Genomic DNA, 26,581 nt, shown 5'->3' with positions numbered 1-26,581 from the left:
ATGGTTAGCACTTTTTTTTACGTGGTTGCAATCCCGTTATGTATTAGATAACATCGCAAATCAGTCCACCTTTGATGCGCAAAATTACTATATATATTCAAATTAGTCAAAAAATATCAATTATTTTGTAGACTTAAGAACCTCATTCCCTTGGCAAAATCGAATATATTATTTATCATAAATCCCATTTCAGGTGGGAAAGATAAGCTGAAAATTCCGGCTCAAATTGACGCTGAGCTTGATCGTACGGTGTTTAACCCTAACTTTAGTTTCACTGAGTATGTAGGTCATGCAGCAGAGATTGCAGAGGAGGCTGTACAAAAGAATTTTGACGTTATTGTGGCGGTTGGAGGCGATGGAACTATTAATGAAGTCGCTTCGAAGGTCATGGAGCATGATAAAATACTGGGAATTATTCCGCAGGGTTCAGGTAACGGGCTGGCAAGATTTCTTAAAATCCCGATGAACACCAGAAGGGCAGTCAGATTAATCAACAAATTTCACGTAGACCGCATCGATACCGGAAGACTGAATGAGAAATTCTTTTTTAATATGGCCGGTATGGGGTTTGACGCCCATGTAAGTTCAGTTTTTGCCGGGAATAAATCAAGGGGATTTTCTACCTATCTGCAGCTGGGGCTAAAGGAAATGATCCATTATAAACCCGAAACTTACGAATTGTATATTGATGGTCTACTGTACACCAGGACGGCTTATGTGGTGAGTATTGCGAATTCATCGCAATATGGGAATAATGCGCACGTATCTCCGCGAGCCTCGGTTACCGACGGTTTATTGGATGTCTGTATAATTAAGGAATTTCCGCTCTATAAAATTCCAATGCTCGCTTATCATATGCTGAACGCAAGTACGGATCGGTCTGGAATGGTTGAGATTATTAAAGGCAGAGAAATCAGGATTGTACGTAAGGCAGATGCGCCTATTCATCTGGACGGTGAACCTGGATTAATGAGTGCAGAACTTCATATAAAAGTAGCTCCATTATCCCTAAAAGTCATTGTTCCCGAAGATAAAGCCATAGTTTAAAATTTGACAGGATATGAAGCCAAATAAAAAATCATTAAGTGATCTAAGCGGAATTATGTATTCAACTGATCCGGATTTTGTGCCTGCACAAGACCAGGATATACCCGAAGAAGTAATCCCAAATAAACTACAGGATCTGCGTGTAACGCTGGACAAAAAAAATAGAGGAGGGAAAGCAGTCACCCTCATTACAGGTTTTCGTGGTAGTCAGCAGGACCTGGAAATTTTGGGGAAAATGCTCAAGTCGAAATGTGGTGTCGGAGGAGCGGCAAAGGATGGAGAGATCATTATTCAGGGAGATTTCCGTGATAAAGTGGTTTTACTACTGCAAAAAGATGGCTATAAAGTAAAAAAATCAGGCGGCTAAAAAGCCTTTTAAATATCTGTTCTTCAGTTTGTTATGCGTTAGTGTAAATGCTACAATAATGAATTTTTTCCTTCTGTAAAGCTTGTTTTATCCATAAATAACTCTTTAGCTTTGCCAGACAAATATTCATTTTATGAGCAAGGTTTTACTGCCCGAAACAAACTTTTTAGAGTTAAATTTAGGCACAGAGAATGCGCTTTTTCAGTTAAGCGTACCGGAGTTAATTGAAGAGGCACTATTAAACGGAGAGGGAACACTTTCCAATACTGGTGCCCTGGCAATAGATACCGGTGAATTTACCGGTAGGTCACCTAAGGACCGATTTATTGTCCTGGATGATATTACACGTGACACGGTCTGGTGGGGGGATATCAATATTGGTTTTGAACCCGCTAAATTTGATGCGCTGCTGGAAAAAGTTTGTGCTTATCTGAGGGGTAAAAAGTATTATGTCCGCGAGGCCAGCGCCTGTGCCGATGAAAAGTACAGTCTGTCTTTACGTGTGGTCACAGAAACCGCCTACCAAAATCTTTTTGCGCATAATTTATTTATCAGGCCGGACCGGCACCAGGATTCAGAACCGGAGTGGACTATCATCGCGGCTCCTGGTTTTTTTGCGGATCCGGAACTCGACGGCACCCGCCAACCGAATTTTTCGATCCTTAACTTTAGCAGGAAAATGATTTTGATAGGAGGTACTGGCTATACCGGAGAAATTAAAAAAGGGATATTCTCGGTGCTGAATTTCATTCTGCCGCAACAGAAAAATACGCTGTCAATGCATTGCTCTGCAAACGTAGGAGTATCCGGCGACACCGCTATTTTCTTTGGTCTTTCCGGAACAGGGAAAACTACACTCTCTGCTGATCCGGCGAGAGGCCTGATCGGTGACGATGAACATGGTTGGGGCGAAGATGCCGTTTTTAATTTTGAAGGCGGCTGTTACGCGAAGTGTGTAGATCTGACTGCTGAAAAGGAACCTCAGATTCATGCAGCCGTTCGTTTCGGTGCACTTTTAGAAAATATCAACTATTTTCCTGGCACCAGAGAAGTGGATTATAGTAATATTATTAAGACAGAAAACACCCGGGTGGCCTATCCGATAAACTATATAGATAATGCAATCCTTCCTTCCCGGGCAGGAAATCCAAAGAATATTTTCTTTTTGACAGCAGATGCGTCCGGAGTGCTGCCACCGATTTCAAAATTGAATAAAGGACAGGCGATGTTTCATTTTATATCCGGTTATACAGCCAAGGTAGCTGGTACAGAAACTGGCGTAACAGAGCCTCAGCTTACTTTTTCCGCATGTTTTGGGAAAGCATTTCTTCCACTTCATCCGACAAAATACGCGGAGCTTCTTGGGAAAAAAATGGAAGAGAATCAGGTAAATGTGTGGTTAGTGAATACTGGCTGGAGCGGAGGTGCCTATGGTACGGGGCAAAGAATGAAACTGGCCTATACCAGGGCCATGATCACTGCGGCACTGGACGGCGAGCTGGATCGGGTGGCCTGCGAAATTCATCCTGTATTTGGTCTGCGCATGCCTGAAAGCTGTCCAAATGTGCCTTCTGAGATCTTAAACCCTAAAAATACATGGGCTGATCCTCTAAAATATGATGAAAAAGCACAGGAGCTTGCGATGGCATTTATTCTCAATTTCAAACAGTTTGAGGATGGCGCCAGCGAGGAAATTCTGAGTTCACTCCCTAAAATCGTCAAAAACACGGTTTAAATCATTTTTTTTAATCAAAAATTTGCATTTGAATTTTTTTTTAGTTTTCATTGTGAAAGATTGTCTCCTGGCAGAGGCAATCTTTTTTTAATATAGACCGGTTGTAAAGAATATTTTGCAAAGAATCAAATTAGCAACTAAAATAATTGAAAGCAATTTGTAAATTTGTTTAGACAACAAATGATTCTATCAGCCGTTGTGTGTATTACAGAATATTAATCTAAATTTAAAAAAAAACAAGTACTAAAAACTCAAAAACTAAAAAAATGGCAAACGCACCAAAACCAACAACAGTTCAAAAAGAAAGCTCATCAGCTTCTAATTTATTCGCTACACTAGTTATCCCTATTTGTATTATCATAGGTGTATGTATCTGGAAATTTATCTTCGGTGATGCAAACAACTTTATCGACAACAACGCTGACAACTTGCCTAAAGTTGGAAATTACGGTGGTATGGCATTTAAAGGAGGTCCAATCGTTGCGGTCCTGGTAGGTATGTTTTTAATGGTAATCGTTTTCTCTGTAGAGCGTTTCATCGTTATTGGTAAAGCAACTGGTACTTCTAGCTTAGATACTTTCGTTAAAAAAATTCAAGCTCTCTTAACTTCAAACAATATTGAAGCTGCAATTGCTGAGTGTGACAAACAAAAAGGTTCTGTAGCAAACGTTATTAAATCAGGTCTGAAAAAATACCGTGAAATGGAAGTTGAAGCTAACATGGATACAGATCAGAAATGTTTAGCTATTCAGAAAGACATTGAAGAAGCAACTACATTAGAAATGCCAATGTTAGAGCAAAACTTAACAGTTATTGCAACATTAGTATCAGTAGGTACATTAATGGGATTATTAGGTACAGTAACAGGTATGATCAAGGCCTTCGGTGGTTTAGCTAACTCTGGTGCACCAGATTCAGCAGCATTAGCAACAGGTATCTCTGAAGCATTGATCAATACAGCAACTGGTATCGGTACATCTACTTTAGCGATTATCATGTATAACATCCTGACTTCTAAAATTGATAAATTAACTTATGCAATTGATGAAGCTGGTTTTAGCATCATCCAAACTTATGCTTCTACGCATAAATAAGAAATAATGAATTTTTTTTTACCGGCTTTATGGAAAACCGGAAGAATTAACATCATTATATAAAACATAAGTAATTTTTAAAATTATGCCAAGAGCGAAGGTTCAAAGAAAAAGTACAGCAATTGATATGACCGCGATGTGCGACGTATCTTTCCTGCTGCTTACTTACTTTATATTAACAGCTACTGCAAAACAGCCGGATCCTTTGAATGTGACTATTCCTAGTTCCACTTATAAGATCAAGGTTCCTGAAAAGGATATCGCTGTATTGAGTATCGGTCATGGTAAAGTGTTTTTTGAAACTGCAGGCCAGGACATCAAGGTTGCTACCTTGGAGAAAATTGGTGAGCAGTACAAAATTGATTTTACCCCGGAAGAGAAAAAACGGTTTAGTGTAATTGGTTCTTTTGGAGTGCCAATTCAGAGTCTGAAACAATTCATCATGTTAGATGGTGATAAAAGAAAGGCTTCTGGTCTGGAAACAGGAATTCCTGCAGATTCTGCCAATAACCAGTTAGCTGACTGGATTCTGCAATCACGTAAATCTGTTGCTGAATTACATTCTGAAGGAATGAGAGTAAGTATCAGAGGAGATGCAGATGAAGAATATTCTACAATGAAGAAGATTATTGATATCCTTCAAAAGCAAAAAATTAACAAATTTAGTTTAATCACATCTGCTGAGGGCAGCTAACTAATAAAATCATGGCAGAATTAGATACCTCCAGCGGGGGTGGCAAAAAGGGTGGAAAAGTAAGAACCAAGAAGGCTTCTACAAAGGTCGATTTAACCGCGATGGTGGATTTGGCTTTCTTACTGATTACCTTCTTCATGCTTACCACCACGCTGAATAAGCCCATAGCAATGGATATTGCTAAGCCAGATAAGGATGATACGTCTGATGCTCAGTTAGAGTTGAGGGCTTCTCAGACAATGACTATTTTATTAGGTAAAAATAATAAAGTGGCATGGTACATGGGCGTTGCTGGTGAAACAGCTCCTGAAATCGAAGGAATTGGTGACATCAGAAAAACTATTCTTGAGAACAAGAAAAAAGTAATGGAGACTACTGGTAAAGATATCGTAATGGTTATCAAGCCAACTTCCGGCGCTAAGTATAAAAACTTTGTTGATATCATGGATGAGTTATTAATCACGGGCATCAAAACTGCTCCTGCGATTGATGATGAAAACATCCTTGACAATGAAAAAGCTTTCATGAAACAACAAGGGATTTTATAAAAATATTTTTAACATTTTAAATAACAAGCAATGTTCGGTTCTAAAATAGATTTATTCAATAAGGAATGGCTTGACGTTGTTTTTGCTAAAAAAAACAAAGCTTACGGCGCTTACGAGCTCCGCAAGCAAAATGGTGCAAATACAACCAAGGCATTATTTTTGGCATCGGCAGCTTTCATCTTGTTGTTTCTCCTTCCAAAGATCCTGACTCTTGTTCAAGGTCAGATGCCGGAAGAGGTTATTGAGAAACAAGTTGAAGTTGTTGTTGCTCCACCACCGCCAGTGGATCCAGAAACACCTCCACCGCCACCGGTTGAGCCACCGCCACCAAAAGTGGATCAGATCAAGTTCCCTCCTCCGATTGTAAAACCGGATAATCAGGTTCGTGATGAAGAGCCACCTCAGATTGAGCAATTAAAGGCTGCTGACCCAGGTCAGAAAACAATTGAAGGTGATCCTGGAGCTGATATCGTTGTAGTCGGCCCTGTTGGGGAAGGCCCTAAACAAGCAGCTGTTGTGGAAGATACTAAAGTCTATGACTTCGTAAGTATCGAAACTCAGCCAGGTTTCCCAGGCGGAATGGACAAATTCTACGCTTACTTAAATAAAGCGATCAGATATCCTCCTATGGCTCAGGAAAATAATATTCAAGGTAAAGTGTTCTTATCTTTCGTAGTTGAGAAAGATGGTAGACTTACAGATATTAAAGTAGAACGTAAATTAGGTGGTGGTACCGATGAAGAAGCGGTAAGGGTATTAAAAGGTAGTCCAAAATGGACTCCAGGTATCCAGAATGGTAAACCGGTTCGTGTTAAATATAACATTCCAATCAGTTTCACATTATCTAACTAATACCAAATAAATGTTAGACTTCAATACATTATTTAAACAGAAATCGCCTCAACAGCGATTTCTGTTCATTTTAGGCCTAGTGATGTTTACGATGTACCTGGTACTCGGAGTAGCGCTAATCTTCTGGAAAGACATTCCATTTGATATTGAGCCTACTTATCGCATACTCTTTGGCCTGTTACTGATCGTTTATGCGGTCATCCGGTTCTTTCGCCTGATCAATCAAAAAGATAACTAGTTTAAGCATTCTGCGCTTTTTATCGGAAAATTCATACCTTTTCTTCCTCATCATGAAACGACTGTTGTTTATACTGCCCTTATTTCTATTTGCTGCCTGCAAACCTAAACCTAAAGCGGAAGTTGCAGCAGATACCAGAACCTCTGGTCAGGTACGCATGCTGGTAGATGAAAGTTTTTCCAATGTTCTTGCGGACCAGATAGAAATTTTTAAATTAGATTATCCGGATACGAAATTTGAACTGATCCAGGGTAACGAAAACAAGATTTTACCTACATTTCTTAACGACAGTGTCAGGGTAGCAATCCTATCCAGAATGCTTACCCCGGAAGAAGAGCAGGCTTACAAAAAACGTAGTATCCCCGTCTTTACCACCAGATTTGCAATTGATGGTATTGCAATGATAACAGGGAACAGCAACCCGGATTCTACTATTACTGCTGATGAAGTCGTGTCTATTCTGAAAGCAGATGGTAAATCTCAAAAGAAATTAGTTTTTGATAACCCGTATTCAAGTACGCTACGTTATTTTATGGTACTTGCGGGTATAAAAGTTCTGCCGAAAGATGGAGTTTATACCCTGCAGAATAATAATGATGTTATTAAATACGTTGCAGAACATAAAGACTATATCGGCGTTGTAGGCGTTAACTGGCTTATTCAGGATAACCGGGATGTGGCAAATTTCACTTCCGAAATTAAAGTCCTTGCGGTAAAAAACACTAAAGGTAAACCGGGCGATGATGCTTTTTATAAACCTTCGCAGAAGAATTTGATTGATGGCATCTATCCGTTCCTTAGAAACGTATATATTATTAATGCGGAAGGTAAAAACGGTTTAGGCACAGGTTTTGCAACATGGTTAGTGAGTCAACGTGGACAGCTTATTGTTTTGAAATCTGGGTTAGGGCCTAATAGGATGGTTCCGAGAGATTTAAATATTAGAACTAAGAATAAAAATTAAAATATTTATATTGCCTTTCTATGACCACAGGAAGGGTCATATGTGATTAAAATAATACATAAACATTGAAAAAGCTTTTCAGCGGCTTCATAACCTTTAAAAAAAAATAGATAAAACAATGAAAATGACAAAAAAAGCAATAACCTTAAGTTTAGGTTTAGTAGTGATGGGTTCTGCCTCTTTTGCTCAAAATCTATCTGATGCAAAAAAAGCTATCGATGCTGAGCAGTACGCTAAAGCGACTTCTATGCTTAAATCGCTGGTAAGCTCGCAGGCTGGAAAGGGAGAGAATTATTTTAATTTAGGTGATGTTTACCTGCTTAACGAATATGTAGATTCAGCTAAAGCTGTTTTCAACAAAGGTATTGCAGCTGAACCTAAATATGCGTTAAATTATGTAGGATTAGGTCATGCAGATCTTGTTGCGAATGACGCTGCTTCTGCAAAAACTAATTTTGATAAAGCTATTTCATTAGCAAGCAAAAAAGATCACACACCATATTTATATATTGGTAAGGCTTACCTTGCACAGGACAAACCTGATTTTGATGCAGCATTACCAAACCTGCAAAAAGCAGATGAAGTAGATGCAAATGATAAAGATCCTGAGACATTTTTGGCTCTAGGTGATTATTATGCTTTGCAAAAGAAAAACTCGGAAGCTTTGAGTAATTACCTGCGCGCAATTAATATGAATGAAGGCTTGTTAAGAGCTAAAGTTCAGATTGGTCGTATGTACAAAGAATCAAGAGCATTTCCTGAGGCTGAAACTCAATTAAAAGAAGTAATTGCAGCTGATCCTAATTATGGTCCTGCTTACCGTGAAATTGCTGAGTTATATATGCAGTGGGCTAACTTTGAGCCAGCTAATTTTGCAACCAAATCGGCAGAAGCAATCACTAACTTCAAAAAATATATCGATTTAACTGATACTTCTTTTGATTCAAGATTGCGTTACGCTCAGTTCCTGTACTATGCTAAAGACTATAAAGCATTAGAAACTGAAACTGCTGATATCGCTAAATTATACCCAAATAATCAAAAAACTTTAGTTATCAACCGTTTGCAAGCTTATTCAGCTGCTGAAAACAAAAGCCCTAACGCTGCACAGTTATTGAAAGATTTCTTTGCTAAAAACACGGATACTACACGTCTGTTAGCGTCAGATTACCTTTATTTAGGTAAAGCTCAGCTAGAAGCTGGTGAAGATGATCAGGCTTTAATTAACATCACTAAAGCTGTGTCTAAAGACTCTACAAATGTTGAGGCACTGGAAGAAGTAGGTAAAGCATTATATAACAACAAAAAATATGCTCAGGCTGCTGCTGTTTATAAAGACGCGATCAGATTAAACCCTAACGGTAAAGGTTCATTAACGAACTATTACTACCTGGCATCTGCTAACTATTATAACTATGCATTAGCTGATCAGGCTAAAGAAAACCCGGATAAAAAGTTATTGGTTGAGGCTGACTCTGCGCTGGCTCACTTGAATACGACTTCTCCTGAGTTTACGCTGGCTTATATCTTCAGAGCACGTGTTGCACGTTATATGGATGATGAAACTAGTCCAAAAGGTCTTAATGTTCCTTACTACGAGCAATACCTGGATCTGGTTACAGTTAAAAAACCTGAATTAGGTGCAGCTGATGCAGAAAAAAGAAATCTTGTTGAAGCTTATACAAACTTAGGTTTCTTCTACTCAGCGGCCGATAAAGCTAAAGCAACTGAATTGTTTAACAAAGCATTAGCTATTGATCCTGCAAATGCAAATGCAACTGCTGGTTTACAACAGTTAACGCCTGCTAAAGCTCCGGCTAAAGCGGCAGCTGCTAAAAAGAAATAATATAAATTAGCTTATAAATGAAAAGGCAGGGTTGTTATCCTGCCTTTTTCTGTTACTTTTGTGCTTTAATCTAAAATTTATGGAAACACAAAGTTTACCTTCGGATTTTGTACCTATTATCTTCCAGGTTATAGTAGCCCTTGGCTTTGTTGTCGTGACGTTAATCGCTACGCATTTCTTAGGTCCTTCCCGTAAGACTAAAGATAAACTGGCAACATTCGAAGCCGGTGTTAAATCAATTGGTAATGCGCGTCAGCCATTTTCAATTAAATACTTTCTGGTTGCGATTTTGTTTGTCCTTTTCGATATCGAGGTGATTTTCATGTACCCATGGGCGGTTAATTTTAGAGAGTTTGGCTGGGCTGGTATCTCGCAGATGTTTGTCTTTATGGCACTGCTTTTATTAGGATTTATCTACGTGCTGAAAAAGAAGGCTTTAGATTGGGATTAAACTATTTAGATCGTTTCTAAATCCGTTACAATACCTCCATTTGGCTCTAATTATTGTAGATTTGTGGTTCATTCTATGCAGAATGAGCCTTTTTTGTTTTATAATATGAGTGACATCAATATAGTAGACGCGCCTCCAGGCATTGAAGGATCTGGCTTTTTCGCCACCTCTTTAGATAAAGTTATCGGCTTGGCCCGGTCCCATTCTTTATGGCCTTTACCTTTTGCGACTTCGTGCTGTGGAATTGAATTTATGGCAACCATGGGTTCACATTACGATCTAGGTCGTTTTGGTTCAGAAAGACTTAGTTTCTCACCCCGTCAGGCAGATTTGCTGATGGTGATGGGTACTATTGCTAAAAAGATGAGTCCGGTTTTGAAACAGGTCTATCTGCAAATGGCAGAACCCCGTTGGGTGATCGCTGTAGGTGCCTGCGCTTCAAGCGGTGGTATTTTTGATACTTATTCTGTACTGCAGGGGATTGATGAGATCATTCCTGTGGATGTTTATGTTCCTGGATGTCCGCCAAGACCGGAAGCGATTCTGGATGGCTTTGGAAAGATTCAGGAGCTGGTTAAAAACGAAAGCGGCAGAAGAAGAGATTCTGAGCAATACAGAGCAATGCTGGCTTCATACGGAATAGAATAATGGCAGAGATTAAGAATACAGCAATTACCGAACTCTTAAGCGCTAAATTCGGACAGCAGGTTAGCCGGTTTGAAGAACCTTATGGTTTACTAACCTTTTCTGCAACACCCGATGTCATTACAGCAGTATTAGAGTTTCTGAAAAATGATACAGCAACCGGATTCAGTTTTCTGACCGATATTACAGCTGTTCATTATCCGGAAAGCAACCATATCGCGGTGGTCTACCACCTGCACAATATGCGGGCAGGAATTCGTGTCAGAGTAAAAGTTTACCTGCACGAACATACACCTGTTATTCCTACAGCGACTAGCTTATGGAAAGGTGCAAACTGGATGGAAAGAGAGACATACGATTTCTTCGGTGTGAAATTCGAAGGTCACCCTGACCTGAGAAGGATCTTAAACATGGATGAGCTTAACGTGCATCCGATGTTAAAGCAATATCCGCTGGAAGATCCAAACAGAGTTGATAAAAAAGACGAATATTTTGGTAGATAAGCACATGAATCACAATCAGCCAGTATTTACAGATAATGATCCGCAGGAAGAATTGGTAACCCTAAATCTGGGACCGACTCACCCTGCAACACATGGTGTATTCCAGAATGTACTTCAGTTAGATGGAGAGCGGATTGTCAGTGGTATTTCTACCATTGGTTATATTCACCGTGCATTCGAAAAAATCGCTGAACACAGGCCATTTTATCAGATTACTCCTTTAACAGACAGATTAAACTATTGTTCTTCGCCCATTAACAATATGGGCTGGCACATGACCGTCGAAAAATTGCTCAATATTCAAATGCCTAAACGTGTTGACTATCTGAGAATTATTGTGATGGAACTTGCGCGTATTTCAGATCATATTATTTGTAATACGATCATTGCGCAGGATACTGGTGCTACGACAACATTCCTTTATTTTTTTCAGTTCAGAGAACATATCTATGAAATTTATGAAGAGATCTGCGGTGCTCGTCTAACGACTAACATCGGCCGGATCGGCGGATTTGAAAGAGATTTTAATGATATCGCTTTTGCGAAAATCAATAAATTCCTGAAAGAATTCCCGGTTGCACTTAAAGAATTCGAAAGTTTACTGAACCGGAACCGGATCTTTATTGACCGTACTGCTGGTGTAGCTGCCGTTACTGCGGAGAAAGCTCTGGAATATTCCTGGACCGGTCCGTTACTGAGAGCAACTGGTGTAGATTATGACGTGCGTGTAAGCGAGCCTTACTGTTCTTATAATGAATTTGATTTTGAAGTTCCCGTAGGTACGACTGGTGATATTTATGATAGATACCGTGTTCGTAACGAAGAGATGTGGCAGAGTGTAAGTCTGATCACACAGGCACTCGAAAAAATAAAAAATGAGCCTGCAGGTGTATTCCATGCAGATGTTCCTGATTTTTACCTTCCTGCAAAACAGGAGGTTTATAATAATATGGAGGCTTTAATCTACCACTTCAAAATTGTAATGGGTGAGATTGATGCGCCAAAGGCCGAAGTTTACCATGCTGTTGAAGGTGGAAACGGGGAGCTTGGTTTTTACCTGATCAATGACGGTGGAAGAACACCTTACCGCCTCCATTTCAGAAGACCCAGCTTTATCAATTATTCCATGTTTGCAAACATGAGTGAAGGCATGTTATTATCTGATGCCATCATTAATATGAGTAGTATGAACATTATTGCCGGAGAATTAGATGCTTAAAGTAGAAGAAACACAACCTGTAGAGTTTTCGCCAGCTTTGAAAGCAAAGTTCGCGGAGATCTCCAGTAGATATCCGGAAGGAAAACAAAAGTCGGCTTTATTACCGATACTGCATGAAGTACAGGCCGAACTGGGCTGGCTGAGTGCAAATGCTATGGACCAGGTTGCTGCCTGGCTTAAAATTGAACCGATTGAGGTTTATGAAGTAGCGTCTTTCTATAGTATGTATTTCCTGAAGCCTCAGGGTAAATATGTACTGGAAGTATGCCGTACCGGGCCTTGCTGTCTGGTAGGTGCGGAGAAAGTAATGGCTCATATTGAGCACAAACTGGGTGTGAAGGAGAATGAGGTCACTGCAGACGGATTATTCAGCTGGAGAGGTGTAGAATGCCTTGCAGCATGTGGATTTGGTCCTGTTTTACAGATCGGTCCCGAGTATACATTCTATGAGAACCTTGACGAACAGAAAGTAGATACATTGTTAGAAGAATTACGCAAAAAATAATGGCCCGTAAACTCTTATTAGAACATATTAACGTACCAGGCATCAATACTCTTGATGTGTACCGCCAGAAAGGTGGTTACCGGTCTGTGGAAAAAGCTTTGAAAACCCTAAGCCCGGATGACGTGGTTGAGGAGGTGAAGAAGTCTGGTCTCCGCGGTCGTGGTGGTGCAGGATTTCCTACGGGAATGAAGTGGAGCTTTCTGGCTAAGCCTGAAGGTGTGGAACGTTATCTGGTCTGCAATGCAGATGAGTCGGAGCCAGGAACTTTCAAAGACCGTTACCTGATGACATATATTCCTCATGCACTGATCGAAGGAATGATCGTTTCCAGCTATGCGCTGGGTGCGAAAACTTCTTATATCTATGTACGTGGTGAAATGATGCCGCAGATCAGAATTCTGGAAAAGGCTATTGCTGAAGCTAAGAGTGCTGGTTTTCTGGGTAAAAATATTCTGGGATCGGGTTATGATCTGGAGTTATACGTTCAGCCTGGTGGCGGTGCTTATATCTGCGGTGAGGAAACTGCCTTACTGGAATCATTAGAAGGAAAAAGAGGAAATCCAAGGATTAAACCTCCGTTTCCGGCTATTGCTGGTTTATACGGTTGCCCTACTGTAGTGAACAATGTAGAATCCATTGCTGCTGTTGTACCGATCATTAACGATGGCGGTGAAGAGTATGCTAAAGTTGGAATCGGCAGAAGTACAGGTACTAAACTGATCTCTGCTTCTGGTAACCTGGTTCGCCCGGGTGTATATGAAATTGAATTAGGACTTCCGGTTGAAGAGTTTATTTATTCTGATGAGTATTGCGGTGGTATTGCCAACGGAAAACGGTTGAAGGCTACTGTGGCAGGCGGATCGTCTGTACCGGTATTACCGGCTAACCTGACGCTGAAACTGGCTAATGGCGATCCGCGTCTGATGAGCTATGAATCTCTTTCTGAAGGTGGTTTTGCTACAGGTACCATGATGGGTTCCGGTGGTTTTATCGCGTTTGATGAAGATCAGTGTATTGTTAGAAATACCTGGAATTTTTCTCGTTTTTACCACCATGAAAGCTGTGGTCAGTGTTCTCCTTGCCGTGAAGGTACTGGCTGGATGGAAAAAGTACTGCACCGTATTGAACATGGTCATGGTAAGATGAGTGATATCGACCTGCTGGTTGATGTTTCGAAGAAAATCGAAGGAAATACAATTTGTCCGCTGGGTGATGCCGCTGCTTGGCCGGTTGCCAGTGCAATCAGACACTTCAGGGATGAATTTGAATGGCATGTAAGGGAACCTCAGAAAAGTCAACACACTAATTACGGGATTGCCCGCTATGCTGAGCCGATCGCAAGCGGATTGAAACAGGAAAATTAACTGTCGGCCGGCTCCGTTCTGAATGGAAATGGGCTGACTGATAAAAGAATATCTTTAACAATGAGTGAAAAAGTTAAGGTAACCATAGACGGAATAACTGTCGAAGTAGAACCAGGTACAACTATACTGAATGCCGCAAGGCAAATCGGGGGGGATATTGTTCCGCCTGCAATGTGCTATTATTCCAAGCTTGAAGGAAGTGGCGGGAAATGCCGTACCTGTATAGTTAAGGTTAGCAAGGGTTCTGAGAAGGATCCAAGACCTATGCCTAAATTGGTTGCATCCTGCCGTACTACTGTTATGGACGGTATGGAGGTGATGAACATTACTTCTCCGGAAGTACTGGAAGCCAGAAGTGGAGTAGTCGAAATTTTATTAATTAATCATCCGCTGGACTGTCCGGTATGTGATCAGGCCGGTGAATGTGATCTGCAAAACCTGGGTTACGAACATGGTTTACAGAAAACAAGGTATGAGTTCGAAAGAAGAACTTTTGAGCGTATAGATATCGGTGATAAAATCCAGTTACACATGAACAGATGCATTTTATGCTACCGTTGTGTGTTTACTGCAGATCAGATCACAAATAAACGTGTTCATGGTATCTTGAACAGGGGTGATCATTCAGAAATCTCTACTTATATCCAGACTGCCGTGGATAATGATTTTTCCGGTAACGTAATCGACGTTTGCCCGGTTGGTGCATTGACTGATAAAACTTTCAGATTCAAAAACAGGGTATGGTTTACCAAACCTGTAGATGCACACCGTGATTGCCCAACTTGTAAGGGACAAGTTACATTATGGTACAAAGGTGCTGATGTACTGCGTGTTACAGCTCGTAAAGATATTTATGGCGAGGTAGAGGATTTTATCTGCAATACCTGCCGTTTTGATAAAAAGAAAACTGCCGACTGGGTTATTGAACAACCTACTCATATCAGCGATACTTCAGTAATTGCATCTAATCACTATGAGACGATGAAACCACTGCCTGTTATTCAGACTGATCTGCGTCTACAGCAGGCTAATAAAGTTGAACTGGAAAAAACCGCTAAATTCTAATGGATATCTCATTCGTCATAGAAAAATTTATACTTGTAGCGATCATTTTTGGTATAAGTTTAGTCATCGCGATGTACTCTACATACGCGGAAAGAAAGGTTGCAGCATTCCTGCAAGACAGGCTAGGTCCTGACCGTGCCGGTCCTTTTGGTATGTTACAACCGCTTGCTGATGGACTGAAAATGTTCATGAAGGAAGAGATTGTACCGACCAACTCAAATAAAATGTTATTTATGGTTGGCCCTGGTCTGGCAATGTTAACTGCCTGTATCGGTACTGCTGTGATTCCATGGGGATCTGATATTACAATAGGTGACCGCGTTATTGCTTTGCAGGTTACTGATATCAATGTCGGCCTGTTATATATTTTCGGGGTAGTTTCACTAGGTGTTTACGGTGTGATGATCGGAGGCTGGGCTTCCAACAATAAATACTCTTTGCTGAGTGCAATCCGTGCAGCTTCTCAGAATATCAGTTATGAGGTGTCTATGGGGCTTTCTATTATTGCCCTTTTAATGGTCACTAATACGATGAGTCTGAAGGAAATCGTGGAGCAGCAGCACGGCTGGCACTGGAACGTGCTTTATCAGCCGTTAGGGTTCCTGTTATTCATTATTTGCTCTTTTGCAGAAACTAACCGCGCACCTTTCGATTTACCGGAATGTGAGACTGAACTGATTGGTGGTTACCACACGGAGTATTCTTCTATGAAACTTGGTTTCTACCTGTTCGCAGAATATATTAACATGTTTGTTTCGGCGACGGTAATGGCGACGCTTTATTTCGGTGGCTATAATTACCCTGGAATGGATTGGGTACTTTTACATACTGGCCCTGTAATCGGACCTCTGATCGGAACTGCAGTTCTGTTCGCTAAGATCTTTGCTTTCATCTTCTTCTTTATGTGGGTAAGATGGACGATTCCACGTTTCCGTTACGATCAGCTGATGCACCTGGGATGGAAAACATTAATCCCGCTGGCTATAGCTAATATCGTTATTACCGGTCTAGTGATTGCAATTGTAGAAAAGTTTTAACTGTCCGCCCTGCGGAATAATATAAGGAGGTTTAATGGAACCATTAACCAATAAAAAGAAAGTATTAATACAAAAACCACTAACCTTTTCGGAGCGGATTTATTTACCTGCGCTTACTAAAGGTCTTTCGATTACGATCAGTCACTTTTTCAAAAAAGAAGCGACTATCCGTTATCCTGAGGTGCAGCGTGAAATGTCCATTAACTGGAGAGGTATGCATTCCCTTAAAAGGGATGAGAATGGTAAGGAACGTTGTACTGCTTGCGGGCTTTGTGCTTTATCTTGCCCGGCAGAGGCTATCACTATGATCGCCGCTGAACGTAAACCTGAAGAGAAAGATCTGTACAGGGAAGAAAAATATGCATCAGTATATGAAATCAATATGCTGCGCTGTATTTTCTGTGGTCTTTGCGAAGAAGCGTGCCCTAAGGAAGCAATTTACCTGGATGGCCCGATTGTTCCTTCGGACTACCTGCGTAAAGATTTTATTTACGGCAAAGACAAACTGGTCGAACAACCACTGGAGAAAAAATAACCGGAAGCCTCGCTTCTGCTATAGTATACACCCGCCATACAGGCATAAAACAAACAAAATAAATGGGTACAACAGTATTCTATTTGGTCGCTTTTCTAAGTATATTCTTTTCACTGATGGTGATTTTCGCCAAAAACCCAGTGCATAGTGTACTTTATCTGATCGTTACATTTTTTACGTTCACAGTTCATTATATTCTGTTGAACGCACAATTCCTCGCCGTTGTAAACTTTATTGTTTATATGGGGGCTATTATGGTGCTCTTTCTCTTTGTGCTAATGCTGCTCAATCTGAATACCGATAACGAACCGCTCAAATCTGTGCTGGTTAAAGTTGTAGGTATAATAGGCGGGTGCTGCCTGGTCGTAACACTGATCGGGTCACTTAAAGCTACTGCAGCTTCTGATCCGCTGATTCTGGTTAATCCGAATCTGGGTCTGGTAAAGAACCTGGGTAAAGAGCTGTTCGGGCCCTTTATGCTGCCTTTTGAATTATCATCAATTCTGCTCCTTACTGCCATGGTAGGTGCTGTTTTATTAACTAAAAAAGAAAAGGTCTAGCGCTTAGCTATTCCCGATATAAGAAAATAGATACTAATGGACAACATTACTCAAAATCTACAGGGCGTGCCGCTTAACCACTATATCTGGTTAAGTGCCATTATTTTCTCGATTGGTGTGATCGGCGTATTGACACGCAGGAATGCCATCGTGATCTTTATGTCAGTTGAACTGATGCTGAACGCGGTGAACTTATTGCTTGCGGCTTTTTCTGTACATAACAACGATCCTTCAGGTCAGGTCTTCGTATTTTTTATTATGGTACTGGCAGCTGCCGAAGTTGCCGTCGGCCTGAGTATAATCGTAATGATCTACAGAAATACACAGTCTACAGATATTAATGTGTTGAATCGCCTTAAGTGGTAGTTATAAAGAATAGATAATAAAATGATAAATTTAGTTTGGCTGGTCCCGTTAATTCCTCTTTTAGGCTTTGTTATCAATGGTCTGGGGAGAAACACATTGTCTAAATCCCTGATCGGATTTATTGGAAGTGGAGTGATATTTATTTCTTTCCTGATCAGTGTGAGTATCTTTTTAGCCCTGGGTAATGATCCTGTAAAATCTCATGAAATTTTCCTTTTTGACTGGATTAGCGCTGGTACGCTTCAGGTTCCCTTATCTTTTCTGGTAGATCCGCTGAGTTCAATCATGCTGTTGATTATAACCGGGATCGGATTCCTGATTCATATTTATTCTATTGGTTATATGCACGATGATGCAGGTTTCGGAAAGTTTTTCAGCTATCTGAATCTGTTTATCTTTTTTATGCTTCTACTGGTTCTAGGATCTAACTACCTGGTGATGTTCATCGGATGGGAAGGGGTAGGACTTTGTTCTTACCTGCTGATCGGCTTCTGGTATACGAACAGTAGTTATGCAACTGCAGCTAAGAAAGCTTTTGTAATGAACCGTATCGGTGATCTGGGTTTCCTGATCGCAATATTTATGATCTTTACGACCTTTGGCAGTATCGAATATGCAAAGGTCTTCCCTCAGGTTGCTGAGTTAATGCCTGGCGACAGCACACTAGCTTTAATCGCACTTCTACTGTTTATCGCTGCCTGCGGTAAGTCTGCTCAGATTCCATTATTTACCTGGTTACCGGATGCGATGGCTGGTCCAACGCCGGTTTCGGCCCTGATTCACGCGGCTACAATGGTTACTGCAGGTATCTATATGATTGCCCGCTCACACATTTTATTCGATCTGGCTCCGGTAGTGCAGCATCTGATCGCCATTATTGGTTTGGCCACTGCCGTACTAGGTGCACTGGTTGCCCTGACACAAACTGATATTAAAAAAGTACTTGCTTACTCTACCGTATCTCAACTCGGATATATGTTCCTGGGTCTGGGCGTTGGTGCGTATACTGGTTCTTTCTTCCACGTTATTACACATGCTTTCTTCAAAGCGCTATTATTCCTGTGCGCAGGGTCTGTCATTCATGCTATGCATCACGAACAGGATATGCGTCATATGGGTGGTCTGCGCAAGAAATTGCCGGTTACTTTTGCTACCATGTTAATTGGTACTATTGCTATTGCCGGTCTACCACCTTTCTCGGGTTTCTTCTCTAAAGACGAGATCCTGGCGCATGTATATGAGCATAACCAGTTCATGTGGGGTATTGCAGTGTTTACTGCATTCCTGACGGCATTTTATATGTTCAGAATGTTATTCTTAACTTTTTACGGTACTTATCGTGGAACCCATCATGCTGAAGAGAAGATTCATGAATCTCCTTCAAGTATGACTATTCCATTGATCATTCTGGCGGTATTATCTGCAGTAGGTGGTATTATTGGTATCCCTGAAGTACTGGGTGGCCATCACTGGCTTGCCGGGTGGTTATCTCCGGTAATTCCTGCACATGGCTCTGCTCTGTCTCATGCTACGGAATACATGCTGATGGCTGTTTCTGTGGTGGGTGTGATCGTGGCAATTGCTTATGCTTTCGTGAAATACGTTAAACAAAATGATCTGCCCGTTGCAGACCAGGGTAAACGATCGGCACTGGCTAACCTGTCTTATCATAAATTTTATATTGACGAGGTCTACGATCTTTTAGTGAGAAGACCTCTTGATGCGCTGTCCCGCTTCTTTTACAAAGTTGTGGATACGAAAATTGTTGACGGGATTGTCAATGGATTAGGCTGGAGCACCAGTGAAGCAAGTAAGGGCATCCGTTTGCTTCAGTCGGGTAATATCGGTTTCTACATCTTTATGATGGTCGCCGGAATTATATCCCTGTTATTGTATACATATTTATCTCTATAAAAGATCGTCCAAATAAACATAATGGAACAACTTTTAATACTTCTAATATTTCTTCCCCTTGCCGGAGCGCTGGTTACAGCCTTCACCGGTAATGCCGCCAAGTACGTGGCGCTGGTTTCCGGATTGCTTTCACTGGCTGTTGGTCTGATCATCACTGCACAGTTTGTACCGGACGCAAGTACGCAGTTTGAAGTTAATGTACCCTGGATCGCTGATCTGGGTATTCATTTTCACGCTGGTATTGACGGGATCAGTTTAATCACGATTTTACTGACTAATGTCCTGATACCGATTATTATTCTGGCCGCTTTTAAGCATGAATATCCTAAACCTCAGTCGTTTTTCGCGCTGATCCTGTTTATGCAGGCTGGTTTACTGATAGTATTCACTGCACTGGACGCCTTTCTGTTTTATATCGGATGGGAAGCTGCTTTAATTCCAATATACTTTATCTGCGCTATCTGGGGTGGAAAAGACAGGATTAAAGTGAATATGAAATTTTTCGTTTACACGATCGCTGGTTCACTGTTTATGTTACTGGGTATTATTTACCTGTATCTGCAGAATCCAGCTGACAATTTTGAAATCCAGGCTTTCTATCAGCTTAACCTGGATGCTGAACAGCAGGGCTGGATCTTCTGGGCTTTCTTTATTGCTTTTGCAATTAAAATGCCTGTATTTCCTTTCCACACCTGGCAGCCGGATACTTATACTGAAGCGCCTGCAGCAGGTACCATGTTATTGTCAGGTATTATGCTTAAGATGGGTGTATACGGTGTAATCCGCTGGTTACTTCCAATTGCCCCACTAGGTCTGAATGACTGGGGTTCTACAGTAATGGTGCTTTCTGTGATTGGTGTGGTTTACGCTTCGCTGATCGCTTTCACACAACGTAATGCTAAAAGATTAGTTGCTTATTCTTCCATTGCTCACGTAGGTATTATCGCTGCCGGTATCTTTGCTTTAAATGCGCAGGGTATGCAAGGTGCTATATTCCAAATGTTGAGTCATGGTATTAACGTAGTTGGTCTTTTCTTTGTGCTGGACATTATTTTCAGCAGAATGAAAACCAATACGATTGCTGAACTGGGTGGTATTGCTAAAACGGCCCCGAAATTGGCAATTGCTTTTCTGATCATTGTATTGGGATCAGTTGCTCTGCCGGGAACGAATGGTTTTGTGGGAGAATTCCTGCTGTTGACCGGAATCTATCAATATAATATCTGGGCAGTGGTATTTGCAGGTCTTTCAGTGATCTTCGGAGCGGTTTATATGTTCAGAATGTATCAGCAGATCATGCTTGGCGAGACAAATACATTAACAGCTGGTTTTAGAGATATCCAGGGTTCGGAACAAGCGGTTCTGGTAATTATCTGCGTGCTTGTTATCGCACTGGGTGTGTATCCTAAACCTTTTCTTCATTTGTCTGAAGCTTCAGTACAACAATTATTAGAACAGGTCAATCAAAAATTAACATCGGTAAAATAAGGAAATGAATATCATTATAACAATTGTTGTTACTGCTCTTGCGGTGCTTTATGCGGGTTTATTCAAAGCAAAAAAAGCTTTATTACCACTTACCCTTGTCGGGCTGGTGACTGCTCTGGCATTCGCAGTGACGGCATGGGATACCAATATAGTTTATTATGGAATGATGGAAATGGACAATTTTGCGATTGCCTTCTCGTCATTGATCATTCTGGGAACGATATTTATCTTTTTACTGACTCAGAATTATTTTGCCGAGCACAGTGAAAATGTAGCTGAATACTATACGCTGATCCTTTTTGCGCTGTCGGGTATGGTGATTATTCTATCCTACACCAACATGTCAATGCTATTCATTGGTATTGAGATCATGTCTGTAGCGCTTTATATCCTTGCGGGTATCAGAAAGAAAGATTTCGCTTCGAATGAGGCTTCTCTGAAATATTTTCTGATGGGTGCTTTCTCTACAGGTTTCTTATTATTCGGTATTGCTTTGATATACGGTGCTACAGGTTCATTTAGCCTGGATGCTATTAACAAATATCTAATTAGTAACCACCAGTCAGTTTCTCCTTTGTTTTATCCGGGAATGATCCTGATCATGGTTGGATTATGTTTTAAATTGGGTGCTGCTCCTTTTCATTTCTGGACTCCTGATGTTTATGAAGGCTCTCCTTCACTAATTACTGCTTTCATGTCTACGGTAGTGAAAACTGCGGGTTTTGCAGCTTTCTTAAGATTATTCGGTGGTACTTTCGCACCGCTGCATGATTTCTGGATGCCGCCTTTGCTGGCAATTGTATTCATCACTTTATTTATTGGTAATGTGACGGCTTTATTCCAGAAGAACTTCAAACGAATGCTTGCTTATTCTAGTATTTCGCATGCAGGTTACTTGCTTTTCTCTTTGGTTACTTTAACAGGTAACTCATCGAATAATGTGATTGTTTATGCTGCAGCTTATACGTTTGCAAGTATTATCGCTTTTGCCGTATTAATTCTGGTTAAACAGAAAACCGGGGGTGACGGATTTGAAAGTTATAACGGTCTGGCTAAAAAGAATCCATTTGTGGCACTCGCCTTAACTATCTCCATGCTTTCGCTGGCTGGTATTCCACTTACTGCTGGCTTTATCGGTAAGTACTTGATGTTTTTGAACGTAATGACAGAATACCACATTTATCTGGTAGCCTTTGCTATTTTAAATGCACTGATCGGATTCTATTATTACCTGAAAGTTATTGTCGCCATGTACTTTAAAGAAGGTCCTGAAGTGGAGTTGAATGCACCTGTTCAATACAAGCTTGTTCTGATCCTGTCGGTTATAATTACCCTTGTTCTAGGTGTTTATCCCGCAGTAATTTTAAATCTGATATAAGCATATCTCAGGAAAATTATTTGTAGTTTTACGAATACTTGAATTATGCACGACTTCTGGAACACCTTACATCAGTTCATTGATCCTGAAAAATTACTTAAAGAAGGTGGTTTTTATGTAGTCATGTTCGTCATCTTTGCGGAAACAGGTTTATTCTTTGGTTTCTTTTTACCGGGGGATTATCTTTTGTTTCTGGCAGGAATGTTTGTCGCTACCGGCAAACTTGATGTAAATATTTATGTGCTTATAGCCGGACTTTTTGTAGCAGCCGTTTCTGGTAATTTTACCGGATACTGGTTTGGTAAGAAAACAGGGCCGGTTTTATATGATAGAAAGGACTCATTCTTCTTCAAGAAGAAGTATCTGAAAGCAGCAGAAGTATATTATAACAAGCAGGGCGCCTTCGCCCTTATCATGGGTAGGTTCGTGCCTATCGTCAGAACTTTTGCACCTATCTTTGCAGGAGTAGTTAAATTGGATTTTAAAAAGTTTGCATTATATAATATAAGTGGTGGTTTTTTATGGATCACTTCTTTAACTTTGCTAGGTTATTTCCTTGGCAAGAAGTTTGAAAAGGAAATTAATGATTACCTGCTGTATATTATAGTAGGTTTTATTGTGATTACAACTATCCCGCTGATTATCACATTTTTGAAAAAAAGGGTAGAAAAGAATAATATCGAAGAAAATTCAAACACTGAGTAATAGAAAATGAGTATAGACAAAAACCACCCCTGGCATAGCGTTTCGCCGGGAGCGAACTTACCGGAATCGGTAAATGCAATTATTGAAATTCCAAAAGGATCAAAAGCGAAATACGAAATTGATAAAGATTCCAATCTGATTAAATTAGACCGCGTACTTTTCTCTTCTGTAATGTATCCGGCTAATTATGGATTTATTCCGCAAACCTATTGCGATGATAACGATCCGCTTGATATTCTTGTTTTGTGCTCTGTTGACGTTTATCCTCTATCTTTGGTTGAAGCTAAAGTTATTGGTGTAATGCATATGGTTGACAATGGCGAGCAGGATGATAAAATTATCGCCGTTGCCAAAAACGATATGTCTGTTAATTATATCAATGATATTGATGAATTGCCGCCGCATACAATGAAAGAAATTGTTCGCTTTTTCCAGGATTACAAAGCTTTGGAAGAAAAGAATGTTACAGTTGAAAAACTAATGGGTGTTTCATATGCTTATAAGGTAATTGAAGAAAGTATTGAACTTTACAATAGTACATTTAGAACAAACTCTTAATGGGCTTTCAAATATTTTTAACCTTCTTCCTAGTCCTGTTAAACGGCTTCTTTGTTGCCGCTGAATTTGCAATTGTAAAAGTCAGGGCATCACAGATTGAAATTCAAGCTAAATCCGGGAACAGGGTTGCTAATATTGCCAAATACATTACACAACATCTTGATGGATACCTGGCTGCAACGCAGCTGGGTATTACATTAGCTTCATTAGGCCTTGGTTGGGTCGGTGAATCGGTTATGGAGCATTTGCTGCATAATCTATTGACTGCATTAAACCAGACTCCACAATTTATTGAGTCATTCAGCAAAACTGCATCACCAATTATTGCATTCGGTTTTATTACCGTTATGCATATTGTATTCGGTGAGCTTGCACCTAAATCTGTAGCGATACAGAAGCCGGTGGCAACAACGTTATTTGTCGCTGTTCCTCTTCAGATATTTTATGTGGTTTTCAGACCATTTATCTGGGCGCTGAATGGCTTTGCAAATATCATTTTAAAAGGATTTGGTATCTCCAATGTAGGTGGGCATGATACTGTACACAGTACAGAAGAACTGTATTACTTACTGGATCAGGGAAAAGAAAGTGGTGCCCTGGATACCAACGAACACGAACTGATCAGAAACGTATTTGATTTTAATGAACGTGTCGTTAAAAATATCATGGTACCCCGTACTAAAATACAGGGTATTGAATTGGGAAGTCCGAAGGAAGAAGTCATTCAGATGATTATTGCCGAAGGTTATTCCCGTTTACCGGTGTATGATGACGTAATTGATAAGATTATCGGTATTATTCACGCTAAAGACGTACTTCCTTTATTGGCTTTTAATAAGGAGTGGTCTCTGAAAGATATTATCCGTAAGCCTTACTTTATCCCGGAGACCAAAAAAATTAATGACCTGTTAAGTGAACTGCAACAGAAACGCATTCAGATCGCTATTGTAATCGATGAATTCGGTGGTACAGCAGGTATGGTTACTCTGGAAGATATTGTGGAGGAGATTGTTGGAGAGATTCAGGACGAATATGATGAGGAAAAACCGACAGTAGAGCGGATCTCTGAAACAGAATTTGTAATCAATGCATATGCAACGGTCTATGATGTGAATGAGCATCTCCCGCATGATTTACCCGAAGATCTGGACTTTGATACTGTAGGCGGGCTGGTTTCGCATGCATTTGGCAAAATTCCAGATGTTGGAGACAGCGAAGAGTGTTATGGTTATTTATTCACCATCCTTAAGAAAACCGAACAGAATATAGAAACCATTAAGCTCGAGCTGGTGATTAGACCAGACGACATGGTAGACAAACACTAATTTCAATGCACGTATTTTATACCCCGGATATCAGTGGATCTGATTATATCCTGAACGAAGAGGAAAGTCGGCACTGTATGAAGGTGCTTAGACTGTCCACTGGACAGCTGGTACATTTAATTGACGGAAAAGGTGGTTTGTACGAGGCTGAGATAACCGCACAAACCAAGCGTAATGTAATTCTGAGGGTTGTAAACCATGTACAGGATTATCAAAAACGAAATTATAGTCTGCATATCGCAGTTGCTCCTACTAAAAATATAGACCGGCTCGAATGGTTTCTGGAGAAAGCTACAGAAATCGGCATAGATGAAGTAACACCGCTGATCTGTGAGCGTTCCGAAAGAAAGATCGTCAAGGACGAGCGCCTGAATAAGGTAATTACTGCTGCAGTGAAGCAGTCTTTACAGGCCTTTCATCCACAGCTAAATGCAGCTGCTACTTTCAAAGAGCTTATTGATGCACAGTCCAGTCTTAATGGATTTAAAATGATTGCCCATTGTCTGCCTGGAGAGGAAAAGCAGTTTATTCAGCAAGTTGCAGTCCCTGGAGGTAACTACTTAATTCTAATTGGTCCTGAAGGTGATTTTAGCCCGCAGGAGATCGAAATGGCATTGGCGGCTGGATACAAAGCGCTGAGTTTGGGAGAGACGCGCCTGCGTACGGAAACGGCAGCATTAGCTGCTTGCTTTGAAGCGAGTTACATCAACCGTTAAAAGACCCCTTAGTTTGCTATCTTTGGCTATTTAAATTAATAGGTATGAAAATTAAGGTAGGTTTTGGTTTTGACGTTCACCAGTTAAAAGACGCGCATCCTTTTATCATAGGTGGTGTTGATCTTGGCCATCATAAAGGAGCTTTCGGGCATTCTGACGCTGACGTTTTGTTGCATGCGATTTGTGATGCCTTGCTGGGCGCCGCTAATCTAGGAGATATCGGCTTCCATTTTAAAAATACAGATCCGCAGTGGAAAGGTGTAAGTAGTATACTACTGTTGCAGGAAACCGTAAAACTGATAACTGAAAAAGGTTGGGAGATCGGCAATATAGATGCAATGTTATGTCTGGAAGCACCTAAAATTAACCCGTATATTCCGCAGATGAAAGCAAATATCGCTTCAGCAATAGCAATTTCAGAGGAAGATATCTCAATTAAAGCTACAACAAATGAAACTATGGGTTTTATAGGAAGAGAAGAGGGGGTGGTTGCCTACGCAGTTTGTCTCATCCAGAAAAACTAAAAACAATTTAAGGTCGCAGAAGTTATATTTTCTGATGATATCATCTCTGAACCTAAATTATTAAAGATGAAAATTCCTATGATTTACAGCGTATTGGTCACAGCGGGATTATTTTCGGTAAGCTCTTGTACGATGGGCGATAAAGGAAGTGAGCGCGTGCCTGATTCCATTAGTATTGATACTGTAGAAAGACCAAAAGTCCAGGAGAATTCACAGGATTCTTCGGGAAAAGCCCTGATTGATAGTTTACAGACCGATACAGGTCAATTCCCCGATAAGCCAAAAGCAACGGAATCCGGGGTGAAAAAATAATAATTCTTAAAACAGAAATCTGCTCA

30 protein-coding genes are annotated in these 26,581 nt (G+C 40.6%); all 30 read left to right on the top strand.

What is annotated here, in order from left to right; all coding sequences use genetic code 11:
- The first annotated feature begins 150 nt into the window (after positions 1-150).
- The 30 genes from BLR53_RS11370 to BLR53_RS11225 all read left to right on the top strand — a co-directional run bounded on the left by BLR53_RS11370 (position 151) and on the right by BLR53_RS11225 (position 26,555).
- Positions 151-1,047 (top strand): diacylglycerol/lipid kinase family protein, encoded by an 897-nt coding sequence (locus BLR53_RS11370; protein ID WP_037441986.1) that lies wholly within the window; start codon positions 151-153, stop codon positions 1,045-1,047.
- A gap of 13 nt (positions 1,048-1,060) precedes the next feature.
- Positions 1,061-1,414 carry a translation initiation factor gene (locus BLR53_RS11365; protein ID WP_037441984.1) on the top strand — a complete coding sequence of 118 codons (354 nt, stop codon included), beginning with the start codon at positions 1,061-1,063 and terminating at the stop codon, positions 1,412-1,414.
- Positions 1,415-1,547: 133 nt separating this feature from the next.
- Positions 1,548-3,149 (top strand): phosphoenolpyruvate carboxykinase (ATP), encoded by a 1,602-nt coding sequence (gene pckA / locus BLR53_RS11360; RefSeq protein WP_074589738.1) that lies wholly within the window; start codon positions 1,548-1,550, stop codon positions 3,147-3,149.
- A 266-nt stretch (positions 3,150-3,415) separates the two neighbouring features.
- On the top strand, positions 3,416-4,243 hold the full coding sequence (locus BLR53_RS11355) for a MotA/TolQ/ExbB proton channel family protein (RefSeq protein WP_074589736.1): 828 nt from the start codon (positions 3,416-3,418) through the stop codon (positions 4,241-4,243).
- Between the two features lie 85 nt (positions 4,244-4,328).
- On the top strand, positions 4,329-4,937 hold the full coding sequence (locus tag BLR53_RS11350) for an ExbD/TolR family protein (protein WP_074589734.1): 609 nt from the start codon (positions 4,329-4,331) through the stop codon (positions 4,935-4,937).
- Positions 4,938-4,948: 11 nt separating this feature from the next.
- Positions 4,949-5,485 carry an ExbD/TolR family protein gene (locus BLR53_RS11345; RefSeq protein ID WP_074589732.1) on the top strand — a complete coding sequence of 179 codons (537 nt, stop codon included), beginning with the start codon at positions 4,949-4,951 and terminating at the stop codon, positions 5,483-5,485.
- 30 nt (positions 5,486-5,515) lie between these two features.
- Positions 5,516-6,337 (top strand): energy transducer TonB, encoded by an 822-nt coding sequence (locus BLR53_RS11340; RefSeq protein ID WP_074589729.1) that lies wholly within the window; start codon positions 5,516-5,518, stop codon positions 6,335-6,337.
- A gap of 10 nt (positions 6,338-6,347) precedes the next feature.
- Positions 6,348-6,575, top strand: coding sequence for a hypothetical protein (locus tag BLR53_RS11335; protein ID WP_037441974.1), 228 nt, complete (start codon positions 6,348-6,350; stop codon positions 6,573-6,575).
- Positions 6,576-6,627: 52 nt separating this feature from the next.
- Positions 6,628-7,539 (top strand): substrate-binding domain-containing protein, encoded by a 912-nt coding sequence (locus BLR53_RS11330; RefSeq protein WP_074589727.1) that lies wholly within the window; start codon positions 6,628-6,630, stop codon positions 7,537-7,539.
- Between the two features lie 124 nt (positions 7,540-7,663).
- Entirely contained in the window at positions 7,664-9,385 is a 1,722-nt protein-coding gene (locus tag BLR53_RS11325; RefSeq protein ID WP_244889489.1) for a tetratricopeptide repeat protein, read from the top strand.
- Positions 9,386-9,464: 79 nt separating this feature from the next.
- Positions 9,465-9,836: an NADH-quinone oxidoreductase subunit A gene (locus BLR53_RS11320; RefSeq protein ID WP_037441968.1), complete on the top strand. Its 372-nt coding sequence runs from the start codon at positions 9,465-9,467 to the stop codon at positions 9,834-9,836.
- A gap of 105 nt (positions 9,837-9,941) precedes the next feature.
- On the top strand, positions 9,942-10,484 hold the full coding sequence (locus BLR53_RS11315; RefSeq protein WP_037442073.1) for an NADH-quinone oxidoreductase subunit B: 543 nt from the start codon (positions 9,942-9,944) through the stop codon (positions 10,482-10,484).
- Entirely contained in the window at positions 10,484-10,984 is a 501-nt protein-coding gene (locus BLR53_RS11310) for an NADH-quinone oxidoreductase subunit C (RefSeq protein ID WP_037441966.1), read from the top strand. Before BLR53_RS11315 ends, BLR53_RS11310 begins: the two co-directional genes overlap by 1 nt.
- Before the next feature lie 4 nt (positions 10,985-10,988).
- Entirely contained in the window at positions 10,989-12,203 is a 1,215-nt protein-coding gene (locus BLR53_RS11305) for an NADH-quinone oxidoreductase subunit D (protein ID WP_074589723.1), read from the top strand.
- Positions 12,196-12,708, top strand: a complete 513-nt coding sequence (locus BLR53_RS11300) for an NADH-quinone oxidoreductase subunit NuoE family protein (RefSeq protein WP_037441962.1) — start codon at positions 12,196-12,198, stop codon at positions 12,706-12,708. Before BLR53_RS11305 ends, BLR53_RS11300 begins: the two co-directional genes overlap by 8 nt.
- On the top strand, positions 12,708-14,072 hold the full coding sequence (gene nuoF, locus BLR53_RS11295) for an NADH-quinone oxidoreductase subunit NuoF (protein ID WP_074589721.1): 1,365 nt from the start codon (positions 12,708-12,710) through the stop codon (positions 14,070-14,072). Before BLR53_RS11300 ends, nuoF begins: the two co-directional genes overlap by 1 nt.
- 60 nt (positions 14,073-14,132) lie before the next feature.
- On the top strand, positions 14,133-15,137 hold the full coding sequence (locus BLR53_RS11290; protein WP_037441957.1) for an NADH-quinone oxidoreductase subunit G: 1,005 nt from the start codon (positions 14,133-14,135) through the stop codon (positions 15,135-15,137).
- On the top strand, positions 15,137-16,174 hold the full coding sequence (gene nuoH / locus BLR53_RS11285) for an NADH-quinone oxidoreductase subunit NuoH (RefSeq protein WP_037441955.1): 1,038 nt from the start codon (positions 15,137-15,139) through the stop codon (positions 16,172-16,174). The genes BLR53_RS11290 and nuoH overlap by 1 nt, the downstream gene beginning before the upstream one ends.
- 34 nt (positions 16,175-16,208) lie before the next feature.
- Positions 16,209-16,709, top strand: coding sequence for a NuoI/complex I 23 kDa subunit family protein (locus tag BLR53_RS11280; RefSeq protein WP_037441953.1), 501 nt, complete (start codon positions 16,209-16,211; stop codon positions 16,707-16,709).
- A 62-nt stretch (positions 16,710-16,771) separates the two neighbouring features.
- The gene (locus BLR53_RS11275) at positions 16,772-17,269 is read left to right on the top strand and encodes an NADH-quinone oxidoreductase subunit J family protein (RefSeq protein WP_074589718.1); all 498 of its coding nucleotides are present in this window, start codon (positions 16,772-16,774) and stop codon (positions 17,267-17,269) included.
- 36 nt (positions 17,270-17,305) lie between these two features.
- The gene (gene nuoK / locus BLR53_RS11270) at positions 17,306-17,635 is read left to right on the top strand and encodes an NADH-quinone oxidoreductase subunit NuoK (RefSeq protein WP_037441949.1); all 330 of its coding nucleotides are present in this window, start codon (positions 17,306-17,308) and stop codon (positions 17,633-17,635) included.
- 21 nt (positions 17,636-17,656) lie between these two features.
- On the top strand, positions 17,657-19,549 hold the full coding sequence (gene nuoL / locus BLR53_RS11265; RefSeq protein WP_074589716.1) for an NADH-quinone oxidoreductase subunit L: 1,893 nt from the start codon (positions 17,657-17,659) through the stop codon (positions 19,547-19,549).
- 21 nt (positions 19,550-19,570) lie between these two features.
- A complete protein-coding gene (locus tag BLR53_RS11260; RefSeq protein ID WP_074589713.1) occupies positions 19,571-21,037 on the top strand; it encodes a complex I subunit 4 family protein in 1,467 nt (488 codons plus the stop codon).
- A gap of 4 nt (positions 21,038-21,041) precedes the next feature.
- The gene (locus tag BLR53_RS11255) at positions 21,042-22,415 is read left to right on the top strand and encodes an NADH-quinone oxidoreductase subunit N (protein ID WP_037441943.1); all 1,374 of its coding nucleotides are present in this window, start codon (positions 21,042-21,044) and stop codon (positions 22,413-22,415) included.
- A 45-nt stretch (positions 22,416-22,460) separates the two neighbouring features.
- Positions 22,461-23,120, top strand: a complete 660-nt coding sequence (locus tag BLR53_RS11250) for a DedA family protein (RefSeq protein ID WP_037441941.1) — start codon at positions 22,461-22,463, stop codon at positions 23,118-23,120.
- Positions 23,121-23,126: 6 nt separating this feature from the next.
- On the top strand, positions 23,127-23,678 hold the full coding sequence (locus tag BLR53_RS11245) for an inorganic diphosphatase (protein WP_037441939.1): 552 nt from the start codon (positions 23,127-23,129) through the stop codon (positions 23,676-23,678).
- The gene (locus BLR53_RS11240) at positions 23,678-25,003 is read left to right on the top strand and encodes a hemolysin family protein (RefSeq protein WP_037441937.1); all 1,326 of its coding nucleotides are present in this window, start codon (positions 23,678-23,680) and stop codon (positions 25,001-25,003) included. Before BLR53_RS11245 ends, BLR53_RS11240 begins: the two co-directional genes overlap by 1 nt.
- A gap of 5 nt (positions 25,004-25,008) precedes the next feature.
- Positions 25,009-25,719: a 16S rRNA (uracil(1498)-N(3))-methyltransferase gene (locus tag BLR53_RS11235; protein WP_037441935.1), complete on the top strand. Its 711-nt coding sequence runs from the start codon at positions 25,009-25,011 to the stop codon at positions 25,717-25,719.
- 44 nt (positions 25,720-25,763) lie between these two features.
- Positions 25,764-26,243, top strand: a complete 480-nt coding sequence (gene ispF / locus BLR53_RS11230; RefSeq protein WP_074589711.1) for a 2-C-methyl-D-erythritol 2,4-cyclodiphosphate synthase — start codon at positions 25,764-25,766, stop codon at positions 26,241-26,243.
- 66 nt (positions 26,244-26,309) lie between these two features.
- Entirely contained in the window at positions 26,310-26,555 is a 246-nt protein-coding gene (locus tag BLR53_RS11225; RefSeq protein ID WP_074589709.1) for a hypothetical protein, read from the top strand.
- The last annotated feature ends 26 nt before the right edge of the window (positions 26,556-26,581 follow it).

This window comes from Pedobacter antarcticus (assembly GCF_900103515.1).
GTDB classification, from domain to species: domain Bacteria; phylum Bacteroidota; class Bacteroidia; order Sphingobacteriales; family Sphingobacteriaceae; genus Pedobacter; species Pedobacter antarcticus.
Note: the sequence above shows the minus strand (reverse complement) of the source record. Positions and strands in the feature narration are given on the sequence as shown.